Origin of the sequence: Desulfosporosinus sp. FKA, assembly GCF_002196785.1 — a bacterium.
GTDB lineage: Bacteria > Bacillota > Desulfitobacteriia > Desulfitobacteriales > Desulfitobacteriaceae > Desulfosporosinus > Desulfosporosinus acididurans.
Window position 1 is genome coordinate 1 of the sequence record NZ_NAHZ01000032.1, and the last position, 23,760, is coordinate 23,760.

The 23,760-nt window shown below is 42.8% G+C and carries 25 protein-coding genes and 1 rRNA gene; all 26 read right to left on the bottom strand.

Annotated features, from left to right (window positions below; genetic code table 11):
* A 16S ribosomal RNA gene (locus tag B5771_RS16885) occupies nt 1-59 on the bottom strand; the annotation flags it as partial.
* A 586-nt stretch (nt 60-645) separates the two neighbouring features.
* Nucleotides 646-2,136 carry a lysine--tRNA ligase gene (lysS, locus tag B5771_RS16890; RefSeq protein ID WP_088188980.1) on the bottom strand — a complete coding sequence of 497 codons (1,491 nt, stop codon included), beginning with the start codon at nt 2,134-2,136 and terminating at the stop codon, nt 646-648.
* A 250-nt stretch (nt 2,137-2,386) separates the two neighbouring features.
* On the bottom strand, nt 2,387-2,857 hold the full coding sequence (greA, locus tag B5771_RS16895; protein ID WP_047809039.1) for a transcription elongation factor GreA: 471 nt from the start codon (nt 2,855-2,857) through the stop codon (nt 2,387-2,389).
* A gap of 219 nt (nt 2,858-3,076) precedes the next feature.
* The gene (gene dusB / locus B5771_RS16900) at nt 3,077-4,042 is read right to left on the bottom strand and encodes a tRNA dihydrouridine synthase DusB (protein ID WP_088188604.1); all 966 of its coding nucleotides are present in this window, start codon (nt 4,040-4,042) and stop codon (nt 3,077-3,079) included.
* Nucleotides 4,043-4,059: 17 nt separating this feature from the next.
* Nucleotides 4,060-4,827, bottom strand: a complete 768-nt coding sequence (locus B5771_RS16905) for a type III pantothenate kinase (protein WP_088188605.1) — start codon at nt 4,825-4,827, stop codon at nt 4,060-4,062.
* Nucleotides 4,828-4,862: 35 nt separating this feature from the next.
* The gene (locus tag B5771_RS16910) at nt 4,863-5,396 is read right to left on the bottom strand and encodes a biotin transporter BioY (RefSeq protein ID WP_047809036.1); all 534 of its coding nucleotides are present in this window, start codon (nt 5,394-5,396) and stop codon (nt 4,863-4,865) included.
* A 97-nt stretch (nt 5,397-5,493) separates the two neighbouring features.
* Nucleotides 5,494-6,474: a biotin--[acetyl-CoA-carboxylase] ligase gene (locus B5771_RS16915; protein ID WP_088188606.1), complete on the bottom strand. Its 981-nt coding sequence runs from the start codon at nt 6,472-6,474 to the stop codon at nt 5,494-5,496.
* 26 nt (nt 6,475-6,500) lie between these two features.
* The gene (gene panD / locus B5771_RS16920) at nt 6,501-6,884 is read right to left on the bottom strand and encodes an aspartate 1-decarboxylase (protein ID WP_088188607.1); all 384 of its coding nucleotides are present in this window, start codon (nt 6,882-6,884) and stop codon (nt 6,501-6,503) included.
* Nucleotides 6,877-7,734, bottom strand: coding sequence for a pantoate--beta-alanine ligase (gene panC, locus B5771_RS16925; RefSeq protein ID WP_088188608.1), 858 nt, complete (start codon nt 7,732-7,734; stop codon nt 6,877-6,879). Before panC ends, panD begins: the two co-directional genes overlap by 8 nt.
* Nucleotides 7,735-7,845: 111 nt before the next feature.
* On the bottom strand, nt 7,846-8,715 hold the full coding sequence (locus B5771_RS16930) for a Rossmann-like and DUF2520 domain-containing protein (protein ID WP_088188609.1): 870 nt from the start codon (nt 8,713-8,715) through the stop codon (nt 7,846-7,848).
* A gap of 246 nt (nt 8,716-8,961) precedes the next feature.
* Nucleotides 8,962-9,453: a 2-amino-4-hydroxy-6-hydroxymethyldihydropteridine diphosphokinase gene (gene folK / locus B5771_RS16935; RefSeq protein ID WP_088188610.1), complete on the bottom strand. Its 492-nt coding sequence runs from the start codon at nt 9,451-9,453 to the stop codon at nt 8,962-8,964.
* Nucleotides 9,450-9,827 (bottom strand): dihydroneopterin aldolase, encoded by a 378-nt coding sequence (gene folB / locus B5771_RS16940; RefSeq protein WP_088188611.1) that lies wholly within the window; start codon nt 9,825-9,827, stop codon nt 9,450-9,452. The genes folK and folB overlap by 4 nt, the downstream gene beginning before the upstream one ends.
* Nucleotides 9,814-11,028: a dihydropteroate synthase gene (folP, locus tag B5771_RS16945; RefSeq protein ID WP_088188612.1), complete on the bottom strand. Its 1,215-nt coding sequence runs from the start codon at nt 11,026-11,028 to the stop codon at nt 9,814-9,816. Before folP ends, folB begins: the two co-directional genes overlap by 14 nt.
* 17 nt (nt 11,029-11,045) lie before the next feature.
* Nucleotides 11,046-11,528, bottom strand: coding sequence for an HD domain-containing protein (locus B5771_RS16950; RefSeq protein ID WP_088188613.1), 483 nt, complete (start codon nt 11,526-11,528; stop codon nt 11,046-11,048).
* 212 nt (nt 11,529-11,740) lie between these two features.
* Nucleotides 11,741-12,442, bottom strand: a complete 702-nt coding sequence (locus tag B5771_RS16955) for a DUF881 domain-containing protein (RefSeq protein ID WP_088188614.1) — start codon at nt 12,440-12,442, stop codon at nt 11,741-11,743.
* The gene (locus tag B5771_RS16960; protein WP_088188615.1) at nt 12,442-13,152 is read right to left on the bottom strand and encodes a DUF881 domain-containing protein; all 711 of its coding nucleotides are present in this window, start codon (nt 13,150-13,152) and stop codon (nt 12,442-12,444) included. The genes B5771_RS16955 and B5771_RS16960 overlap by 1 nt, the downstream gene beginning before the upstream one ends.
* Nucleotides 13,153-13,245: 93 nt before the next feature.
* Nucleotides 13,246-13,695, bottom strand: a complete 450-nt coding sequence (ndk, locus tag B5771_RS16965; protein WP_088188981.1) for a nucleoside-diphosphate kinase — start codon at nt 13,693-13,695, stop codon at nt 13,246-13,248.
* Between the two features lie 32 nt (nt 13,696-13,727).
* A complete protein-coding gene (gene ftsH / locus B5771_RS16970; protein ID WP_088188616.1) occupies nt 13,728-15,632 on the bottom strand; it encodes an ATP-dependent zinc metalloprotease FtsH in 1,905 nt (634 codons plus the stop codon).
* Nucleotides 15,633-15,727: 95 nt separating this feature from the next.
* Nucleotides 15,728-17,140: a tRNA lysidine(34) synthetase TilS gene (tilS, locus tag B5771_RS16975; RefSeq protein WP_088188617.1), complete on the bottom strand. Its 1,413-nt coding sequence runs from the start codon at nt 17,138-17,140 to the stop codon at nt 15,728-15,730.
* Nucleotides 17,141-17,379: 239 nt separating this feature from the next.
* A complete protein-coding gene (locus B5771_RS16980) occupies nt 17,380-19,140 on the bottom strand; it encodes a formate--tetrahydrofolate ligase (RefSeq protein ID WP_088188618.1) in 1,761 nt (586 codons plus the stop codon).
* A gap of 159 nt (nt 19,141-19,299) precedes the next feature.
* Nucleotides 19,300-21,399, bottom strand: a complete 2,100-nt coding sequence (locus tag B5771_RS16985; protein WP_088188619.1) for a SpoIIE family protein phosphatase — start codon at nt 21,397-21,399, stop codon at nt 19,300-19,302.
* 324 nt (nt 21,400-21,723) lie between these two features.
* Entirely contained in the window at nt 21,724-22,113 is a 390-nt protein-coding gene (locus B5771_RS16990; protein WP_047809021.1) for a S1 RNA-binding domain-containing protein, read from the bottom strand.
* 99 nt (nt 22,114-22,212) lie between these two features.
* Nucleotides 22,213-22,524, bottom strand: coding sequence for a septum formation initiator family protein (locus B5771_RS16995; RefSeq protein ID WP_047809020.1), 312 nt, complete (start codon nt 22,522-22,524; stop codon nt 22,213-22,215).
* Nucleotides 22,499-22,741 carry a sigma factor-like helix-turn-helix DNA-binding protein gene (locus B5771_RS17000; RefSeq protein ID WP_047809019.1) on the bottom strand — a complete coding sequence of 81 codons (243 nt, stop codon included), beginning with the start codon at nt 22,739-22,741 and terminating at the stop codon, nt 22,499-22,501. Before B5771_RS17000 ends, B5771_RS16995 begins: the two co-directional genes overlap by 26 nt.
* Nucleotides 22,742-22,889: 148 nt before the next feature.
* Entirely contained in the window at nt 22,890-23,438 is a 549-nt protein-coding gene (yabQ, locus tag B5771_RS17005; protein ID WP_282433354.1) for a spore cortex biosynthesis protein YabQ, read from the bottom strand.
* A 10-nt stretch (nt 23,439-23,448) separates the two neighbouring features.
* Nucleotides 23,449-23,727: a sporulation protein YabP gene (yabP, locus tag B5771_RS17010; protein ID WP_088188621.1), complete on the bottom strand. Its 279-nt coding sequence runs from the start codon at nt 23,725-23,727 to the stop codon at nt 23,449-23,451.
* Nucleotides 23,728-23,760: the final 33 nt, after the last annotated feature.

The window sequence follows — 23,760 nt, forward strand, 5'->3', positions numbered from 1 at the left end:
TGCATGTGTTAAGCACGCCGCCAGCGTTCGTCCTGAGCCAGGATCAAACTCTCCAAAAAAGTTATTTCAACTTCTCTTGAAGAAGATGATTTCTGCTCATGATTTCATGATTCTTTTCGAAACTCTTCCGAGTTTCTCTCATTGACTGTCCTTGTTGTTTAGTTTTCAAAGACCAGTGTTATAAACGAATTAGCTATTAACAAAAACATATCTCTTATCAAGCTAGATTTCAATCATACCACTAATGACTGCTAAAGTCAATATCTATTTTTAATCCATTTAGCTTGAATTTATATTGTTTCGCTCTTTCTGATATATTGCCGAGCGAACAATGACTAATATACCATATTTGTATTAACGTTTTCAACCATAATAATTCAGTGTTTCTAAAGGTTTATAGTGCTATTTGTTAAATATGCTTTCATATTCTCGCAATAGGTAAGATAATCATCTTTATATGTTTCTTGCCTCTATAACCCGGATAACAATGTATCCTATGGAAAAAGAGTCCAACTTATTAGTCAGACTCTCAATCCTAACCAAGCAAAATAACTCTGTAACAACGCCCACAATATGCTCTTAATAATTTGGCTTAATTCAGATACCTAACCAATTCCAGGCATCTAGAGATATCAGCTAAGCAAATTATTCATCGCTATCCGCATCTTGAACATTCTCGTCTCGCGGACGCATGGTTGGGAAGAGGATTACATCTCGAATGGATGCAGAATCCGTTAATAACATGACTAACCGATCAATACCAATCCCCAAACCTCCTGTCGGCGGAAGACCATATTCCAAAGCTTGTACGAAATCCTCATCCAAAATGTGTGCCTCGTCATCTCCCTTGGCTCTTTCCGCGGCCTGGGCTTCAAAACGCTGCCTCTGATCGATAGGATCATTAAGCTCTGAAAAAGCATTAGCAAGCTCACGCCCAAATATAAACGCTTCAAAACGATCCGTATATTCCGGATGTTTGGCATTACGCTTAGCTAAAGGAGAAATTTCAACAGGATGTCCGGTAATGAATGTTGGTTGAATCAAATTAGGTTCGACAAAAGCTTCGAAAAACTCGTTAATAATTTTTCCACGTGATGTTCCTTCGTCAACTTGAATTCCCTTTTCCCTAGCTATCTCTTGTGCCTGCTCATCTGTTACGATCTCACGAAAATCAACGCCTGAATACTCGAGAATCCCCTCCAACATGGGTAATCTGCGCCAAGGTGCTTTAAACTCAATAGCTTGCCCTTGATAAGTTATCATCGTCGTTCCATGAACCTTTTTTACAATATAGGAGATCATCTCCTCAGTTAGTTCCATTATATCTTCAAAATTTGCATAGGCCTGATAGAGTTCCATCATAGTAAATTCAGGATTATGTTTGATCGAAATTCCTTCATTGCGAAAGGTTCGGCCAATTTCAAAGACTTTTTCAAATCCCCCAACAATAAGACGCTTTAAAGGAAGCTCCAGAGCAATCCGCAAATAAAGATCAATATCGAGGGTATTATGATGAGTAATAAAAGGACGAGCCGCCGCTCCTCCTGGTATGCTGTGCAGAGTTGGTGTCTCAACTTCAAGAAACTCTTTCGCTTCGAGATATTCTCGCATGCAGCGAATAATTTTGCTCCGTGTCACAAAAACTTGACGAACCTCAGGATTCATGACTAAATCCAAATACCGCTGGCGGTAGCGTGTTTCTACATTAGTCAGCCCATGGAATTTTTCCGGCAGAGGCCTCATTGCCTTGGAAAGCAACTTGACATCTCGTGCATGAATCGAGATCTCCCCGCGTTTGGTACGAAAAACTTCTCCTTCAACTCCGATAATATCCCCGACATCGAATTTGGAGATCAAATCAAAGAGATCCTGGCCTAGATCATCCTTACGCATATAAATCTGAATCCGCCCACTTAAATCTTGACTGTGGACAAAAATAACCTTTCCTTGATCTCGTTTGCTCATAATTCTGCCGGCAATGCTAACCTTCTGACCTTCTAGATTTTCAAAATCATCCAGTATCTCTTGAGCTTTATGAGAACGAATATAGCGATCTGCATAAGGTTCTAGACCTGCTTGGCGGAAAAGATCAAGCTTATCTAAACGTATTCGCCAAAGGTCGTTAGTATTATCCATCTTAATTCCTCCATCATTTACTCTTATCTTATCAATTTTACCAAATATGGACGCAGATAAACAAGAAGAATCAAGATTTTGAACGTAAAACCAACGATCATTCATCATTTTGGCCGCGTTTCCCATAATATGGCTATCCCAAGATCAATAAACAAAGTGCAGGATCTGTATTTAATTAACCATACAGAAACACTGCACTCTGCAAAAAGCTTATTTTTTCTGTCCTTATTTGATAATGAGATTCTAATCCTTACTTGATGTCGAGGATTTGATAGTGAAGAATCCCCGCCGGTACATTAACTTCCACGATAGATCCTTTTGTTTGACCCAAAACGGCTTTACCTACCGGAGACTCATTAGAAATCTTATTCGTACCCGGATCTGCTTCTGCTGAACCAACAATATAGTATTCTTCGTCGTCTCCATAGTCAACGTCTTTCAAACGTACCTTTGCACCTAAGGTTACAACATCTGTTCCTTCAACCTCATCAATAACCCGTGCATTCCTAAGCATCTTTTCCAGGGTAATAATTCGACCTTCGATAAAAGCTTGATCATTCTTAGCATCGTCGTATTCAGAGTTTTCACTAATATCACCAAAGTCAATGGCTTGCTTGATCCGCAAGGCAACTTCTCGACGCTTTACTGTTTTTGTTAGTTCTAACTCTTCCTCAAGTTTTTTGAGGCCTTCTAAGGTCAGAATGACTTCTTTTTCAGGCATAGTTTCTCGCTCCCTTTTCTCGTCCTACGCATTGTGCCATTTATAGTACCTTGCACTTTCTAACAGCCTTTAGCGTACTTCATTTAAACCAGGAACTGTAAAAAATAATTCCTCAATTACATTACTCGTTATTATAAGGACCTTGCAAAATATTGTCAAGGATACCACATTCCCTCTTACCGAGCAATGTTCCCATAGTTTTTCTCTCTTCGACAAAATCTATTCTCCATTTTGTAATATTCGACTCAAGACGGTTCTCATTTCATCAGCGGATCTTGTTTGCATAATAATATCTCTGAATTGTGCCGCATTTCGTACTCCTTTGATATACCAAACAGCATGTTTTCTCATTTCGTTAAGACCAATATGTTCGCCCTTATAGCGCAACACTCGCTCAAAATGCTGCGTGGCGACCATAAGACGTTCTTCAAGGAGTGGTTCAGGTACTATTGTGCCGTGTTCAAGGAAATACTGGGTTCGGGAAATAAGCCAGGGGTTTCCCAAAGCTCCGCGGCCAATCATGACACCGTCACATCCCGTTTCCTCAATCATTTTACGCGCATCTTCCGGACAAAATATATCCCCGTTGCCAATAACAGGGATTTTAACTTCACGCTTAACGTTTTGGATCCAGGACCAATCAGCTCGCCCCGAATAGAATTGTTCTCGAGTTCGGGCGTGAAGAGTTAACATCTGAACTCCCACAGCCTCAAGACGACGAGCCATCTCCAAAGCCACAATTTCATCGTGATTCCAGCCAAGACGAATCTTTACCGTAACCGGAATACTAACAGCCTTTACGACAGCGGCCGCAATAGCTTGTGCCCGCGGCAAATCTCTTAGCAGAGCCGAGCCCTCGCCATTTTTAGTGATTTTAGGAGCAGGGCATCCCATGTTTATATCAATAACATTTGCACCGGCATCTAGCGCCAAAAGAGCTGCCCGAGACATTGTTTCCGGATCTGAACCGAAAAGCTGAACAATCCTGGGCTCTGGCTCATCTCTTAAATCTAACATGCTCAACGTTTTTGAATTACGATAATTCAATGCTTTGTCGCTGACCATTTCTGTCCATACAGTTCTTCCGCCTAAGGCACATACCGTTTCGCGAAAGGCCTTATCCGTTACTCCTGCCAAAGGTGCTAAAAATACAGGAACTCCAAGGTTATAATTTCCTAGATTCATATTCATTCCTCGATAAATTATTTCTGATTCCGTTCATAAATGATTAGCAGCCCTTCGAGGGTCAGAAAAGGATCCACTGTTTCAATGGTTTCAGATTCTTGAGAAATCATCTTCGCCAACCCGCCAGTTGCTACAACTTTAGTCTCTGATCCTAGTTCCTCTTTTATCCGTTTAACAATCCCATCAACTTGGCCAGTAAAACCGTAGTATATCCCTGATTGCATTCCAGCAACAGTATTTTTAGCAATTACCGAAGTGGGTTTTACCATCTCGACCCTTGGTAATTTGGAAGCACGCAAGAAGAGGGCTTCAGTTGAGATTCCAATCCCCGGCGCAATAGCTCCTCCTAAATATTCACCACGTTTGGAAACAACACAGAATGTTGTTGCTGTGCCAAAATCTACAATGACTAGGGGACCGCCGTATTTGGCATAAGCTGCAACAGCGTTTACAATCCGATCAGCTCCAACTTCCCTTGGGTTATCATAAATAATCGGCATGCCTGTCTTAATCCCCGGCCCCACCACAAGCGGTTCTACGCCAAAATATTTTCGAGCAAGCGTTTCCAAGGTAGGCATAACAGGCGGAACAACGGAAGAAATGACAACAGCATTTATCTCCCTAAAGCTTAATCCACTAAAGTCAAAAAGATTTTTAATCACAACCGCATACTCATCAACAGTTCGAGATTTTTCGGTTGAAACTCTCCAATGATGCGTCAATGTCCTTTCATCATAGACCCCTAAAACAATATTTGTATTTCCTACATCGAATAGAAGAATCACACTACCACTCCTTTTCCCTAACGATCTGAGGCAGTTTAGCGCCGACGAACGATCTCTTGACCAACCCAGACTGCAAGTCCGGCCTTAATCAAATCTCCCATAAAAAGTAAAGGGACAAATCCGATCGCCAGAACACCCGCAATACTTGTTGTTTGATGCAAAACCCAATGTAAAATTACGTAAAGATAACTTAAACCAAATAAATATAAAACAATAAGGCCAAAGAACACACCAGTAATTGCCCGCCAAAGACTTCCTTCACGATAAAAACGCCCCACAACATAAGCTGCCGCAACATAACCTAACAGAAAGCCAAATGTCGGCTTTAAGATATAACCTAAGCCCCCGAACGGTGCAGAGGCAAAAACGGGCAGTCCAAACAGCCCCAATACCAGATAAACGAGCATTGCCATGGCACCATATTCTGCTCCGAGAATAAGCCCCGAAAGATACACAAAAACCGGAAGTATACTAAAAGGAATCAAGGCAGGTGCCCAATGTATCAGCATACCTGTTAAGCACATTAATGCCGCAAAAACCGATGACATAGCTAATTTCCGAACATTCATAAATCTCGCCCTCCATTGTAAACTTTACTTTTATTTTGAGTTTACAATAAGAGTCGATGACTTGCAATATCTTTCTAAGTATCCGTAAGGAATCTCTCTAAAAATATGATCCCTGCTTAGACCTCAACCTAACTTCTCCGGCAGAAAACCGCTCTTCGCCATGTTCTGTGCTCAGGAGCAATTCACCATCTTGAGAAATTCCTTTAAACACGCCTCTAAAGACCTCTTCACCACGCAAAACCCTTACTTCTTCTCCAAGACCAACCGCTCGAGCCATCCAGTTAGAACGTAGGTCTTCAAAAAGATTTTCTTCCAGAGCTGTAACCTGTTTTTCTAAGTACTCTAAAATCGTGGCCGCCAACCTATTCAAGTCTACCTCGTACCCTAAAATTTCCTTTAATGTTGCAGCCGTTAAAACAGAACCTAATTTTTCACTCGAAAAATTAGCGTTAATGCCAATTCCTAATATTAAGGTCTGAACTCTATTCCATTCTCCAACAACTTCTCCGAGTATTCCGGCAATCTTTTGGCCATTATAGAGAAGATCGTTGGGCCACTTAATTCCAACCCGCAATTGATATAATTCTTCTATAGCATCTACAATCGCCACACTTGCAGCAAGGGTTAGCTTAGAAGCATTGGCTAAAGTCAAGTTTGGCCGGATAATTACCGACATCCATAATCCTCCCAGCGGAGACTGCCATTCCCTCTGCATTCTTCCACGTCCTGCATATTGCGACTTTGCTATAACAACCTGACCATGAATTCCTCCCTCGCGTGCTAATTCTCTGGCCTTAGCATTTGTCGATTTCAGTTTGTCCTCGATAGACAGAACATGCCCAAAGGACTTGGTTTGTACCATTTGCTCAATAACCCAAGCATTTAATGAATTGGGAGTTTTACGGAGGCAATATCCTTTTTTGGTATGGGCCTCTATATCAAACCCTTCTTCTTTTAGCTGTTTAATCTGCTTCCAAACTGAAGCTCTAGTGACATTAAGTTGTTGGCTGATTCTTTCACCCGATACATACTCTCCGGGAAGAGAGACGAGAAGCTGAAGAATATCGTGACTTGCCATTCGCTTTTGCTCCCTGCTTGATCCAATTATGATTTTTGCCCATGAATTTCTTCGGACTCAATTTTTGTTGGCCGATTATTTTCATCCACAAAAACAACATTTGGTTTGTAATTATGGGCTGCCTCATCCGTAAGTAAACAATAGGAAATAATAATCACCTGATCTCCGACCTGCACCTGTCGAGCTGCAGCACCATTGAGACAGATCACACCGGAATGTGGCTCGCCGGGAATGACATAGGTTTCAAACCTGGCACCATTATTATTATTGACAATCTGTACCTTCTCATTAGGTAAAATATCCGCTTTTTGCATTAATTCTGAGTCTATCGTCACGCTCCCCACATATTGAAGGTTAGCTTCTGTCACGATTGCTCTGTGAATTTTCGATTTCATCATCGTTCTAAACATTAGTTTCAACCTCCACGACTATATTATCAATTAAGCGCGTTGGGCCAAACTTCACCGCTAGCGCAATTAGTACTCGCCGATTGATTTCTGTAACTTCCGACAGATCCTCGGCGTCCCTGACCTCTACATAATCGATAACCCCTTGACTGTCACGCCTAATGGCAGTGCGAATAAAATCTTCAATATCTCGGGCTGATTGCTTTCCTCGTCGAATCAATTCCGCCGCTTCTTGAAGACTACGAGACAGTACTAAGGCTTCCTGGCGTTGTTCAGCCGATAAGAAGACATTACGCGAGCTGAGAGCTAGACCATCTTTTTCTCGAACAATAGGGACACCTCGAACTTCAATTGGAAGATTCAAATCACTAACCATTCGTCGGATAATCAAGTATTGTTGATAATCCTTTTGCCCAAAAAAGGCTATATCCGGCTGGACAATATGAAACAATTTGCTGACAACAGTGGTAACTCCTCGGAAATGCCCGGGGCGATTCGCACCGCATAATACCTTATCCAATTGACCTACCTCAACAAAAGTTACCATGGGTCTGGGATACATTTCCTCCACAGATGGGTGAAAGAGTAGATCAACGCCGCGCTCTTCCACTAATTGTGCATCTCTTTCTAAATCCCTCGGATAACGTGCATAATCTTCATTAGGTCCAAATTGCAGGGGATTAACAAAAATACTTACAACAACAAAAGCCCCTGTTTCTTTAGCCTTTTCAATTAATGTTAAATGTCCTCTATGCAAGTAACCCATTGAAGGAACAAGAGCGATGGTTTTCCCCCTTTGTTTTTCCTCTTTAATGATTTTACGAAGTTCTGAAATATTAGCAGTTCTAAGCATACCTATGTCCGCCTTTCTTACCTTTATAGTACATTCGATGTGTAGAGAATTTTCAAGAAAATCTCAGCTCTGTCAATAGAGTACCAACAATTTTGGTAGTTCATATCAATTTTAATTAAATAAATGGCCTAACATTGACTTCAGCTTATTTAAATCTTCCGGAGAATAGGTCAATCCTTGTAGAGCCTTTTTGTCTTCTCCGAGCTCCAGAGCTTTTAACCCTAATTCCCTGTATATTCCCTTGAGCTTCGAGGGCATATGGTCTAAATGGCCTTGTACCACTTTAACATCGCCCCGCGCCACCGGCCCTGTCAAGGCTTGGGGGAGTCCAACCTGCTCCAGATTATAGAGAGTCCCTCGCATCAAAGGAATTAATGATGCCAAGGCTTCATCCTCTTGGAATCCGGCCTCAGCAAAAAGTTCCACAGCCAAAGAAGCCAATACTACCAGATAATTTGAAGCAACTACAGCACCTGCATGATACATTGATTTCTGGGACGCTAGGATGCGATGAGGAATCCCACCCAGATCATTGACAAGACCCTCACCAAACTCTTCATCATCACCTTCTATTCCAAAATGAGTCCCGGTTAAGATCTCCAAAGCCTTTTCTATGCTGGCAAAAGCCTGAAGAGGATGCAGAGAAAGACAGCGTACAGATAAACCCTCTTTGACCCTCAGGACACTCGAAGGGAGTGAACCTGAACAGTGAATCCATAGTTGTTCTGATTTAATCGAAGGTCTAATACTAAGGTTCTCAGCCACCGTGCGGATTAAGTCATCTTGGGTAGTTATAAACAGCCCATCCGCAGTTGAGGCGAGTTCATCCAACGTAAGATGGTTTTTAGGCAAATACCGGCAGAAGCGTTCATAAGAGCTGCAACTTCGCGTGTGAACACCAATACAATAGTGCCCCTTTTCCTCTAGGCGAAGTGCCAACGCGGTCCCGACAATCCCTGCTCCGATAATTCCAAACTTCATTCTTTCCCCTCCTTACTCCATTTAGGCTACTCTCTGAACTGGGTTAGCAACAATCTCTGATGCTGCTTTACGGCGTGGGAATAGTAAAAAAAATACCCTCACCAAGGTGAAGGCACTTTATTCTACCCTCCGTCTCGGTCCAATGATCCAAGCGGTGTTTATGTAATAGTATTAGTTTGGTAGGAATGATTAATTCGTTGACACCAAAACCACCGTACAACTCTTTCGATGTCGTCGGCTAATAGTTTAGTCTTGTTGGAGCTCCGAGTATTGCTCTTTTAGAAACACCTTTCCCTCTCCAAAAACCTCACTGATTGGTCTTCCCGAAGGTAAAATAAGATCTGGCGCGATTTCGCGCAGGGGAGCCAGTACAAACTCCCGAACCTCCAGATAGGGATGAGGTAATATTAATTCCTTCGATTCGCTAACCACATTATCATAAATTAGAAGATCAATGTCAATCGTTCTAGACCCCCAATGTTCCTTACGCACTCGTCCAAATTGCTGTTCAATTTCTTGACAGACGTGGAGCAGATCCAAAGGAGGAAGAGTGGTATCCACCTCAACCACCTGATTCCAATACAGAGGTTGCTCCTGAACTCCCCAAGGTTCGGTTACATAGATTCGTGACAGCGACAGAACAGCTATGGCGGGACGCTTCTTTAAAGCCAAAACAGCCTCGCTAAGGTAGCGCCCTCTGTCCCCAAGATTACTGCCCAATCCTAAAAATACTCTCATGCTGTTCCTCCAGCCGGTCGCCAAATCTCCACGGAAACATCTCGGAAAATGCCGGCAACCGGTGCTTGGGGCTTATGTACTTCTATCCGAACAGATTGGCAGTTAAATTGGCCCAAAACTGCTTGGGCAATTTTTTCAGCCAAATATTCTATTAACTGATGTTTATCATCCATCACACAAGTTTTAACAACATTGTAAACTTCACCATAATGAATGGTGTCCTTGACTTGATCTGAACTTCCTGCCCGACTGAGATCCACAAAAAGATCAATGTCTATTATGAATTTCTGCCCAAGAATCTGTTCCTCAGGCAGAGCCCCATGATAGGCATAGAACTCAAGGCCTCGAAGGTGAATAGCATCATGCCCCGACATAATTAACTCCTCTCTGCCCTCGAACTATGGCATCTGCCATTTCTACAGCTCTGCGATTCTCTTGAACATCATGAACTCGTACAATGTCTACTCCGGCAGCCACTCCAAGAATGCTTGTTGTCAGCGTCCCTTCCAAACGTTCATCAACTGCTAGATCCAACGTTTTTCCGATCATGGATTTGCGGGATGTTCCCAATAGTACGGGGTGACCTAAAGCCTTGAATTCTGCTAAGCGGGACATGACCTCAAGATTTTGCTCCAGGGTTTTGCCAAAGCCGATTCCCGGGTCTACGATAATTTGGTCTCCCGTTAAACCACAGGCTTCGGCTAGTCCAATACTCTGTTTCAAAAATGTCAGAATATCCCCCATTAAATGATGATACGTTGTTCCCGTCTGATTATGCATAACAATCACAGGAGCTCTATATTCACCAACAACTCTTGCCATTTCAGGATCTTTTTGCAGGCCCCAAATATCATTAATTATATGGGCCCCGGCTTCAAGGGCCTTAGCCGCCACACTTGCTTTATAGGTATCAATGGAAAGCGGTAAATCAACACGTTCCGCTAAAGTTTTCAAAATAGGTTCCAAGCGCTTCCACTCATCTTCCTCACTAACTTCAAGATGTCCTGGCCGGGTGGATTCTGCCCCGATATCCAGAATATCCGCCCCTTCAGCGGCCATTCGTTCTGCTTGAGCGATCGCATCCTCAAGATTATTATATCTCCCCCCATCGGAAAAAGAGTCAGGCGTTATATTTAAAATTCCCATAATTAAGGTTCGTTCACCAAGTCTTAATTCTTTGCCACGGCAGTTTAATATTCTGGATTTAGGAGGTTCTAAATTGCCCAGCAATTTCCTCAAATCAGAGCCGATTTGCTTCAATCCGAAGGGTTGAGATAGAACTTTTGTCGAAAGCCTCTCAAGCTGCCGAACTGTTCCAAGCAGCATAATATCTGTCATTTCAATTTGGTTTACAATCACATTGCGATGGACCGCTGCATCTCCGCCCAAAGAGAGCATCTCTTGCTTTAGAATATGAGCCACACGCAAGGGCACTTGCTCAAGTTTAATTCCTCGTCCCAATCCTTTTCCGGCCATATGAGCAATTCCCGCAGAATCTGTGCCAATTTCTTTTAAGGCCATTTTGGCCTCTTCCAGATCATCCATGCTAACCCATCTCATGCCATAACTTTGCATATGTTGAACCCTCCAAATTAATACGTAATAAGTCTCATTAGTTGATTGTATTTGTAACATTCTTTTTGAGCTGGGCAATGACGGCAGTCCCTTGCCCAATTGTCAGCCAAAGCCAGAGCATTACCTAATATACTTAGACCATCTGCGCTGTGTTGGCGATGTTCACGTATCCCCTTAAGAATAATCGTAATTTCCTCTTGCTTAAACTTACAATCTTCAAGTATCGGCAATGCTAGTTTAGCACTCGCTTCGGCGTGGTCTTCTCCGCTCTGATACTCCATCCATCGTCCTATATCATGAAGAAAGGCAGCGGCATAAACTACTTCTTTAGAAAGAGCACGACTGCCTTGCTCTAAAATATAGGTATAAGCTATACGAGCAACACTTATCCCGTGATCAAAACCATGTTTACAGAACTGCCGATTTTTCTCTAACTGATCGATTGTCTCCTGATAGGTAACATAATCTCGATGATCTAAGAGCCGGTTTAGGCGAACCATCGAATGTTTTATTTTGACCCACTCCCAACCTGCAATCAAGGCAAGTGGTTATAAAGAAGGTAAGCCTTGGGAATTCACCCAAGGCCTGCTTTCACTTACTTCTATCGCCAGTAACTCACCTTGATCGAATTATTCCAATAATATTTTAAATTCGATAAACTAAGTGAATTCCCTTCTCTATAATGCCATTATTTCTCATAATACGGAAATCCTTAAGGGACTATCGGTTTTGCATATTTGAAGGTGTATGAACCTTTAAAGGAGGGAATCGTCAAGGTTTTTCGCGTAATACTTACTATCAGTCCGTTCTGTTTCAAAGTAGGTGCCTCTACTTTAGAGAAATAATCTAGAAGAGTGTCTGGATCTCCAATGGCATCCAATTCATAAGGAACTCCTTCGGCTCGGTTAATTGGAACTTGATTTATGAGAATTGTCGAACTTCCACTGAGAACGATAGCTGTTGTACTCACAATGCGTTGTCCGTTCACACTAATTGCTTCAGCTCCGGCAAATTTCAATGTATTGACCATCCTGGTAATATCCTCAGTACTTACAGGAAAGATCGTGTTTTTGCCACGATCATCAATGCTTATTTGTATGCCTGGACCATCAACAGCTTGTGTCCCCTCAAGAATCTGTAATTGCTTCAGTCGATCTAGCACCTGAGGATCAGTTCCTACTTTTTTGCGCGCCGTATCCAACTCTGTTAATAAATTCTGATGTTCCTTCTGAAGTTGGGCATTTTGGGCCTGGGAATTAGCTAATACTGATTTCATTTGAGTTAAACGCTCAGCACTTATTTGTTCCGCCGCTGAAACATTTTTTTGAGTGTGAGCCTGTAACGAGACGAGAAAACCTAAAGCAATAGCTACCATCGTAACAGGGAGGGCTAAACTTCTTTTCCAACGATGCATTATGTTCCCTCCTTAACTGGTTGAGCAAAGCGATACGGCTTCAGTTTTCCGGCTGGCAAAGTTAAATTTTGTTCGATCTCAAGTTTACGTGTAATCCCATACTGTTGTTGAAAATCCCCCAGCCTATCCCATCCATAAAACTTGAGAGCCGCAGTGAGGTTAGTCTTATCACCAATTGCTTCAATAACATAAGGCGGCATTTGACGCGTGCCATTAATTTGAATAAAAGAGCCCCCGCAAAAGACCTCAGTATTCGTGGTTACACGCTGTCCGTTAACTGCAATAGCCTCTGCTCCGCCATTCCATAGAGCATTAAAAATCTCCCGAATATACTGCTCATGAATATAATAATTGTTTAAATCATCTTGACCCTGAACTGTTCGCTTTGAATCATCAAGGGTAATTCGTAACCCCGGTCCCGAAACAGCTATTAACCCGCTATTCATTTCAGCGTCTTGAAGTTGTTGATTCGCTAAAGTCGAGGCGCTTTGGCCTTGAGCATATTTCGCAAGTTCTTGCCGCAGCTTATCATTTTCCACAGAAATCTGCTGATTTTCGAGTTCGGTTTGAACTAAATTTGGTACTGCCGTTTCTTGCCCTAAAGGATCATTGCCAGCAATCCCATGCGCCTTGAGCAGCATTACAAACAGAAAACCAATTAATACAGACCCTAAACCTAGTAAGGATCGTTCCCTAATCTCCAACTGCATCTCATTGCCACCTCCCAAAAAGAGAGCAAATTTTTAAAAAGGACACCCATCAGGGCGTCCCTAGTTGTATACCAAAAAGGATAAATCAGATTTTCACTCGCTTAACCAATCTTCCCCGGCTTTAGTATAGTCGACAAGCTCTTCAGGTTTAAAATAAAGGGCAATTTCACGTTCGGCACTCGCCACAGAATCCGAACCATGGATTACATTGCGGCTAATGTCCATTCCATATTTACCCCGAATTGACCCTGGATTAGCATTCGCGGGGTTTGTGGCCCCCATCAGCTCTCTTGCCAAAGCCACAACATTCTTTCCTTGCCAAACCATAGCAACAACGGGCGATGACATTATATAAGCCACGGTTGGTTCGAAAAACCCTTTGCCCTTATGTTCAGCATAATGAGCTTCAGCCAATGTACGATCTACCTGGATGAACTTCATTCCGACGAGCTTGAAGCCCTTGTCTTCTAACTTAGCAATAATTCTCCCGACCAGCCCACGTTGAACGGCATCCGGCTTCAACATCAAGAATGTTCTTTCCATACACATAATCTCCCTCCACTAATAATCTTTATTCACTCAATCTTATTTAACTCTTCTTCAAGGGTTTGTGATGGCAGATCTTGCGGTTTCTTTTCCAAATCGACCGTGGTTTCCTTTTGACCTTCAACTACAGGCTTGTCAAATTGAGCCATTATTTCAGCAAAACTGTTTACATCTAAAGTTTCTTTTTCCATCAAAGCTTGGGCAATAGCATGAAGCTTGTCAATATTTTCCCGGATTAAAGTTTGAGCCTTCTGATAACAGTCATCAATGATACGACGAGCCTCTTTATCAATAGCATAGGCTACTGCATCGCTGTAACTGCGATCACGAGAAATATCTCTTCCCAGAAAAACTTGTTCTTCTTTATGTCCGAAGGTTAGAGGTCCTAGTTCCTCAGACATCCCAAGTTCAGTAATCATTTTGCGGACAATACCGGTTGCGCGCTCCAAGTCGTTAGAAGCTCCCGTACTTATTTCATGCAGGATCACAGATTCAGCCACACGTCCGCCTAATAACATCGTAACCTGATCAAGCAGCTGAGATTTTGTCATATAATTGCGATCTTCTTTAGGAAGCAGGAGCGTATATCCACCGGCTCTCCCACGTGGGATTATGGACACTTTATGCAAAGGATCAGTATGAGTAAGCAGCTCTCCAAGCAATGCATGTCCGGCCTCATGATAGGAAACAAGTTTCCTTTCAAAAGCACTCATGACTCGAGTTTTCTTCTCCGGACCAGCAATAACTCGTTCGATAGACTCTTCGATCGTTTGTTGGCGAATTTGGTTTTCGCCTCTTCGTGCGGAAAGAAGAGCAGCTTCGTTAAGGAGATTTGATATATCTGCACCGGTGAAACCCGCAGTTCGACGCGCAATAACTTCCAAATCAACTTCTGTAGTTATAGGCTTGCCTTTGGCATGAACTTTTAAGATTTCTTCACGTCCTTTTACGTCTGGAGCATCGACAACAATTTGCCGGTCAAAACGGCCAGGACGTAAAAGGGCTGGGTCTAGTACATCAGCTCTATTCGTTGCCGCAATAATGATAACACCGTCATTTCCGTTAAAACCGTCCATTTCAACGAGAAGTTGGTTCAAAGTTTGTTCTCTCTCATCATGGCCGCCGCCTAAACCAGCGCCCCGCTGCCGCCCAACAGCATCTATTTCATCGATAAAAACAATGCACGGTGCGCTTTTTTTAGCCTGTTCAAATAAATCACGAACTCTCGAAGCACCGACTCCGACAAACATTTCTACAAAATCGGAACCACTTATGCTGAAGAACGGGACACCTGCTTCTCCGGAAACAGCACGAGCAAGTAATGTTTTACCAGTCCCAGGAGGGCCGAATAATAATACTCCTGTAGGAATCTTAGCCCCTAATTCGTTAAACTTCTTAGGGAACTTTAGAAACTCAACCACTTCTTGCAGTTCTTCTTTAACTTCATCAGCACCCGCTACATCCACAAAAGTTACTTTCTTCTTGTCTTCACCGACAAGGCGAGCCTTACTTTTCCCAAACTGCATGACACGATTACCACCGCCCTGGCTTTGCTGCATCATAAAGAAGAACAGGCCCACGATAGCGAGAGTTGGCAGAAGCGTAGATAATAGCCCGACCCACCAAGGTGACTCAGTCGGTTCGGATAAGTTAAGCGGAACTCCATGGGATAACAAATCGGAGGCAAGCTGCGGATCATCGGCATAGCCAACCACATCATGCTTCGTATCGTCTTTTAATGTAACCGTATACTTAATGGTATTGTTTTCAATGATACCTGAAACATCTTTAACCTGGTTATTTACTACATCTCTTTTAAATTCAGTATAGTTCATTCCCTCGTCTTTGTTCACGGGAGGGGCCGACCATTTAATTAAAACAATTGCCATAAGAATTATGAGCACATAAATTGTTGCGTTCTTAAAGACCTTCAAATATGGTCCTCCTCTCTAGTTGGCAAACCGCCTAATCTTACAAAGCAATTCCACATATTATACCATGCTGAATTTCCTTTTACAATGAATTCAAATTAGAACTCCCAGTTTGTGGCTGTAATCATACAATATACTTTCGAAGAGCCTTTCTGCGGCGGCCACAAGCCGCTCTGACGAAGGCCCGGAATCCAAAGCACCTCGTCTCCAACCGCAACAAGCGGTAATTTACTCCTCCTAAAGGCAGAAATTTTACCTTCCTGAAATACCTTTTTTAAAGCCTTGTGCCCGACACCCGGGAACCACATTTTATCGCCTTGTCGCCGTGTTCGACACATAAGCCGGCCCTGTGTTTGAATCAATAACTCTTGATCAAAGATTGCCACTTCATTATCGGAGTCTCTCAATCCTTCCTCTGCTAATTTGAACTCCTTTTCTGTTAGCAGCGTAATTTCGGCCTCATAACCAGGGATTTTGACCCGCTTTCCCAATTCTAAGGAAATATCCGAAAACGAAGGTTTAGAGTCCTTCTCTATAGCCTGGACTTTATTGCAAAACCATATACCCTCTTCATTAATTTTTACAGTTAAACCCGGCAGATCTTGTTTCCATCCTGACTTGCCTTGAGAGGACATAATTCTGGTTATGTAAGCATAACTTAACCCTCTGCGTTCCCCAGTGACTATCATCGCCGCGTATCGCAGCAGGCGCGAAAGAATCGCAGCCGGTTCATTAAAGACCGCCGGCTTTAATCCAATCGCTTGCTGTCCATTTAAAGCATATACATTCCAAGCCTTTTCCACTTGCTGAGCTAAATAATCCTCATCCCAGCGCAGAAGTTCTCCCATCCTTCCCAAGGCTTCCTGAAGCCTTGGATTATAATCTCGCTCCAATAACGGTATTAGTTCCAAGCGAATTCGATTTCGGACATAAATCGGCTGCCGATTTGTCTGATCGATGGCATAAGGTAACCCCTCTTGATCACAGTATCTAAAAATATCTGCCTTTGTAAATGTCAGCAAGGGACGAATTATGGAGTCTCTTGACGGATATATACCTGTTAAGCCAGCAGCTCCGCTTCCTCTCAGTAAGCGATAAAGAATAGTCTCAGCTTGATCGCCTAAATGATGTGCTGTTGCTAAAAGAGTACACCCATCTTCTCGCATATCCTCCCGCCAACGAGCATACCTCCACTCTCTCGCGGCTTCTTCAAAGGATTTCCCCATGGCTTGAGCATAGCCGATAGAGTCGAAACGATGAATCCGGCAAGGAACTTCCCATCGCTCTGCCATTTCTCGAACAAGTTCCAATTCCTGATCCGATTCTTTCCGAACCCCATGATGGATATGGGAAATAACGAGTGAAATTCCCTGAGCAGGGTCTTCCCGCATGTATCGCCAAAGTATATGGCCTAATGCCATAGAATCAGGACCTCCTGACACAGCGACCAGTAATTTGGAATTTCCCGGAATCAGATTAGGCAATATGTAAGTACGCAATTCTTCGAACATCGTCGATTCTCCGCTCTGATCAAAAACTCCTATTAAACATTATAACCTTAACATTCTCTCCGAATAAACACAACGCCATACTTCCATAAAACGTTCATTTGGCAAAAAAATATTTAATAATTATTAGGGTTTATCTCTCTACAACTTTCTGGCAGACAGATTCCAGGATGTCGATGGAAAAGGCCCCGATTTCTCGGGGCCAAATAAGTTTCAAATCTATTGAGTTATTCCCCTTTGCTTTAGAATAAACCGCTGACTTTACCTGTTTTGGTATCAACATCGATTCTTCTGTAAGCGGGGTCAGAACCTGTACCGGGCATTAAAGTGATTGTTCCTGCCATTGGGCAGAGGAATTTTGCACCGCCATATACTAAAACGTCACGAATTGGCAGCCTCCAGCCCTTGGGAACTCCTTTTAAGGCAGGGTCATGGGACAAACTTAAATGAGTTTTGACCATCATCGTGGAAAAATCGGCATAGTGGGGATCCGATTCAAACTTTTTAGCCTTGGCTTCCGCTTCCGGAGACCAATCTACACCATCGGCACCATAAACTTCCTTGGCAATAAGCTCGACACGTTGACGCAGCGGCATTTCAAGAGGATAGAGACATTTGAAATCTGATTTTTCTTGACAAGCCTCCATGACCGCGTCTGCTAATTCCAGAGCGCCATCGCCGCCTTCGAGCCAATGGTTGGAATAGGCGCAGCGTGCTCCGGCTTCTTTCACGATCTTCTTAACCAGATTGATTTCAGCTTCCGTATCCGTATAGAAGCCATTGACACAGACAACTGGCACTATGCCCGATTTTTTAACAGTCTTAAGATGATGAAGTAAATTAGCACACCCTTTTTCGACAAGTTCAAGATTTTCTTGTACATATTCTTCCGGAAGCGGGCGTCCAGGTATAACAGCAGGCCCTCCTCCATGCATTTTTAAGGCACGGATTGTCGCCACAAGGACGGAAACATTAGGTTTCAGGCCGCCCAAACGAGCCTTGACGTTCCAGAACTTTTCAAATCCAATGTCTGCTGCAAATCCACTCTCCGTAACGTGATAGTCAAACATCTTGAGGCCTAAACGGTCTGCAATAATCGAAGACTGCCCAATGGCAATATTAGCAAAGGGACCGGCATGAACCATAACTGGCTGCCCCTCAGCGGAATAGCAAATCGTCGGATTTATCGTATTGCGCATCCAAGCAGTCATTGCACCGTCGACTTCCAGATCCTTAGTAGTTACAGGTTCACCCTTCTTGTTATAGGCCACAATAATATTACCAATCCGTTCTCTTAAGTCTGGAAGATCCTTGGCAATTGCTAAAATGGCCATTAACTCCGAACTTACTGCAATTCCGAATTTTGACTGCATTTGGAAGCCGTCTTTTTTCCCGCCAATCCCTATAATAATATTTCGTAACCCTTGAGCTGCGAAGTCAATAATCCAGCCCATTTCAACATTTTTGGGATCTATGTCCAGACGTTTTAAGCCTCTTTTGGCAAGTTCTTCGTCAGTGTAGTTGGCCTCATGCTGCATGCGGGCATTAAGAGCAACCATCGCCAGATTATGGGCATTCATAATATCATTTATATCACCGGTTAAACCGAGAGAAAATTCCGTCATAGGAATCAACAGGGCATTGCCGCCACCAGCAGCAGTGCCTTTAATGTTCATGGTCGGTCCTCCGGATGGTTGACGAATTGCGCCCCCAACCTTAACTCCTCGTTTCGCAAGCCCCTCAATTAACCCTAATGATGTCGTTGTCTTTCCTTCGCCAAGAGGCGTAGGCGTGATTGCTGTGACTTCAATATAATAACCATCGGACTTGTCTTTGAGACGTTCCATTACCTTCAAAAAATCAACCTTAGGCGTTTTCCCATAAGGAATTAATTCGTCCTTTTCAAGGGACAATTTTTCTACCAATTGATCAATAGTGGGCATGGTCTTTTCGGCTTCTTCGGCAATTTGCCAATCTTTGAGTTTTGTTGCATCCCAAGCCATAATAAATCCGCTCCCTTATTATAATTTTTCTTTCTGATTGACAGGTACAGAAAGCTTTACCAACTGGTATAAATTCGTTTAGTGAAATATCACAATAGTTTGATTCGACATACATTTCTGATTTCCTGCTGCACAAATAATTATATATGTAAATAATTCTCATTCATTCCAGTAATTTTTGCGGATAACAAGAACTATTCCATCATCCTCTAATTCTCCCTCAGAAAGCCGCCTAGCCTCATTACAAATTAAATCAGCCAGATCCTGGGATTTTAGCGAACCAGATTGTTTCAAAATATCCCGAATCCAGTCTGGCCCTTCTTTCAAAACATCCTGCACTCCGTCAGTGATCAGCACAAGGGTTTCCCCGCCTTGCATCTCTTCATCTATGATTGGAATTTCAATTTGATTCAATATTCCCACCGGAAGGCTCGAGGAAACGAGTCTTTTTACCTCTTCAGAGGTAATGAGATAAGAAGGTGCAGCTCCCGCTTTAATTAATTTTAAGTTCGATGATTCCAAATCGAGAATTGCCATATCAATAGTTACAAAACTTTCTTCAGGTGAACGCAATACCAAGATAGAGTTTAAGGCTTGAATTGAGCCTATCGGATCAAAGCCTGTAGTAAGCAACTGCTCTAGGAGAGCCAGCGCTGTTGCGCTCATTTTCGCTGCCTTCTCCCCCACTCCCATTCCATCACTTAAAATAAAAGCGTGCTGGGTTCTGGAGAAAGCAATTGAAGCATAATTATCTCCGCTTAGTCCGTTGCCCGATTTTGTGAAAGAAGCAACTCCGACATCAAGAAAATTACGCCGCCGACGTGCTAAATTCGATGGTTTTACTACTTCCCAATTACGCTGTGTATGAAGTTCCTTAGCGAGATTCCCGATAACCTGAGAGACATTCAAAAATTGCCGCGATAAAGCCTCCTGATTGAGGACCAGACGCCGCCGCCAGGTCTCTTGATTCTTTTGTTGTTCCAGAATAAATTGAACCCCTAACAACATTTCTTTGAGCCGGCCGCAATGCCGCTTCCACTCAACCGGTAAAGATTGCAGCTTAACATCAGGCTCATTTTCAACGAGCCCAAAGAGTTCAAAGAAAATATGATAGGTTTTATAAAATTCTCTCTTCCAGCAGACGTCAACCGTTGGACAATTGTAACAAACACGTTCAACCAAAACATTCATAAGTTCGGGGACTTCCTGCCGTGTCTCAAAAGATTCCGTTTCTGCGGCCTGATAACTTAAAGCAATTTGATCAAAGATCTCTGCCATAGCTTTTACCTTTGAAACTGTTGTTTCAACTTCAGGGATAACCTTAGGTTTCAGAAAATCTCTTTGCTGCGAAATGCCAGGCCAGAGAAAAAAAAGAAATAAGCCGACAACAGAAGAGATTAACTGGGAATAAACCGCATCCTGGCGCAGGAAGACGGTTAGCATCAACATAACAGCAATAAATGCCGTCCCAAGTCCAATTTTCCCGAACCTCCGAAAGGCTCCTGTACAGAAACCCGCCAGTCCATAAATACCGGCAGCCATTAAATTTTCATTGCTTACGGTCAGCTGCGGCAAAAAACCAAGGATAGCGCCAACACCCGCTGAAGTACCAGCTCCGTAACGTTCAGATACAAATAAGGTGAAAAAGCTCATCAACACAATGGAAAAGTTTATCTCCCTTACTTGAACCCCCTGAAGCCCACTAATAATACCAACAAGAATGATCAGCCAAGCTATTCCTTGCTCACGCTGAAATTCTCCCCTCCAAATTGCCTCTTTATGCTTCATAGCAAACCAAATAATAATTGCAAAGCCACCCGCTAAAATACTCTGAAGGGCTGCTAGAAATAGGGCATAAGTGTCAGGTTTGGAAAAACTCACGGTCAAAGAAGCAACTAATGCCACCATTAAACCTGTAATAAGAATCAAGTAGGTTCCCTCATGTCTTTTCTTACGAATGAAAGGCAGCAGCACGTACATAGCTGCTAAAATAACAATGATTTGAACCACGAAGGATACATCGTTTAGTGAGGTTATACCGAGAGAAACTGTCCCCAGTACAATCCCTAATAACCCGAACAAGGACCCGCGCTCGCCAAGTAAAATGACAGCAGCACCGAAGGCAATTCCGAAGGGATGGAGGCCTAAGATAGTGCCCCGAGCTAAGCATCCGCCAAAAATAATAGGCAGAAATGTGCTTTCCAGAGAAATCCCGCTGCGCAGCCCTTGGTTAACTTTTAAGGTTGCCCACTCAGCCATAATATCACCTCTTACCTTTTTATGGTAATATTATAGCTTAAAGGATTAGCAAAGCTTGTCTACTATAGTCAGGCGTGAAAAACAACTTTCGACGTCATTCATAGATAATCTCTTCACGACTCCGCCATATGCCCATGGGCTCTTAAAAACGCCAGCATTTTCATATCTTCTTACTGTCCCTGACTTCTAAATATAAAGAAAACTTGGCTGGCGCCAAGCCTCTGGCGCAGGCGGCAGGTTAGTTGCACTTATGCAGGAGGAAAGTATGCAACGAAGTTATACTTTCTGACAGTATAAGAAAAACCGCCTTACGGCGGTTAATTCCTAGTATCTGCTTGAGCCTCTTCCACCACGTTTGGATTCTGTGGCGCGGCGAAATTCTGTCTGACGTTCATCACTATCTTTAATAAACTTGGCCAATTTATCCTCAAAGGACACCGTTGGCGGAACTCGGCGTTCACGACTAGTATTACGAACAGTAGGATTAGCTTGTTTAATCGAGAGACCGATTTTACCCTTTTCGTCGACATGAATGACCTTTACCTTAACATGATCTTGTTCCTTTAAATAATCCCGAACATCCTTGACATAAGCATCAGCAACTTCCGAGATATGTACAAGTCCGGTTACTCTATCCGGCAATTCAATAAATGCTCCAAAGTTCGTGATCCCGGTAACGACTCCTTCAACAATACTGCCAACGTCAATGGCCATACGAAGTAAACTCCTCCTTGTGATGATCTATCTATACATAATTATATTATATGCAGTAAATTTCGTAACTGTCAAGGTTTTTAAAATCAATGTTACTTACTAATTCTTGGGAGAAATAAGGATTTCGCCATGTTTAACAAGACCTAGTTGTTCCCGGGCCAATTGTTCAACATAACTGGGAGTATTTAATTCGGCAATCTCTTCATGAAGTGACTTTTCTTGTTGCATTAGTCCTTCTTTTTGTTGAGTCAATTGATTAATCTGCTGCTCAACCGAAACATGAAGTTTCCAAAGCTGCCAGGCAGAACTGCCGACCCCCAGAAAAACAAGAAGCAAAAGGGCGATTGTTCCTAGCCGAAGATGAGGCTTTTGTCGTTTTTGCGGTTTAATCTTCTGATAAGATTTCTTCATCCCAATCTGCTCCTTCCAAACCAAGCTCTCCACTTGGGATAATGCATACGATTTCATACCCTTTACTCCGGGCACGATTTAGTAACGTGGCTACAGAGCTTGAACTAAGCTGAAGCTGCTTGGCGATGGCCTCCAAAGATTTCCCGCTTTCTTTAAGGATCACTGCTTGACGTTCACGAAAGCTAAGTTTTTCCAAGCCTCTGATTTCAATCTGCACTGCGGCACACCCTTGCTCAATAGTTATACACAGTTTGTGGATAACTTTGTGGACAAATTAATTACAAAAAAACTACAAAGGACCTACAATCAGTTACACCAATTATTATAACTACTCCTTAGAAGCGAATCAACCCCTTTGGTAATTTTTACCCATTAGTCCTAGGCGGCCATAATTGTCTCCACCACTCCTTTATAGTTATTTCCAGATTTACTAGGGGCCGATAAATAATATGTTCTCCAATACGAAAGCAAAGCAAACTAAACCAACATAAAATCGCATAGGGCGGGCGCATAAGAAGAACGAACCCTCGAACCGGAATCATAACCCCTCCGGCGAAAAGCTTTAAAAGGGCGGCAGCCAATTGGAATAGTTTGAAATATCCTTTTTTTAGAGAGCTGCTGAAAATCCTCAAATATAAGACAAGGCCCAAAAGACTGCCCCAAACATTATAAAACCTGAAGGACAGTGCATTTGCTTTAAAAAACAATCGATAGAGGATAACCAAAGCAATAAGAGAAAAGAGGATATCTCCTACGAACGTTACGACAGGCCCCCATTTCTGCCAACGCCTAAACGTCCGAAAAAAATCAAAGACTACACCCACCATCAATCCTGCTGCAACGACCCAAAAAAAAGCCATAAATTCCGAGATAGTCTTTCCCCTCCTCTCCTTAATCTGAGGAAAACTTTTCAAAAACCTTTACCTACCGAAAAATTTTATGCATTATACCTTGCCGAGAGTTCCCTCCGGTACTCCGATGATAAATGAGAGCACTAACATATCCTTCAATGTCTACCATACTTTCTTCAAGGTTAAGCTGTTTAATTCCCAACTGCTCCCCTTTAATGCTAAGTATCCCTAATTCCGTTTCAAGAATAATTTCTTTCGGATCAAAGGTCTGAACCTTTTTCACTCCTGTCAATGCAATCATTTCACGGTTTTCCATGACAAGGCGATGTCCTTTACCAAAACTGTCTGCCATGCCCCATCCCCCCAACACTTTTTTCTTCTTAAA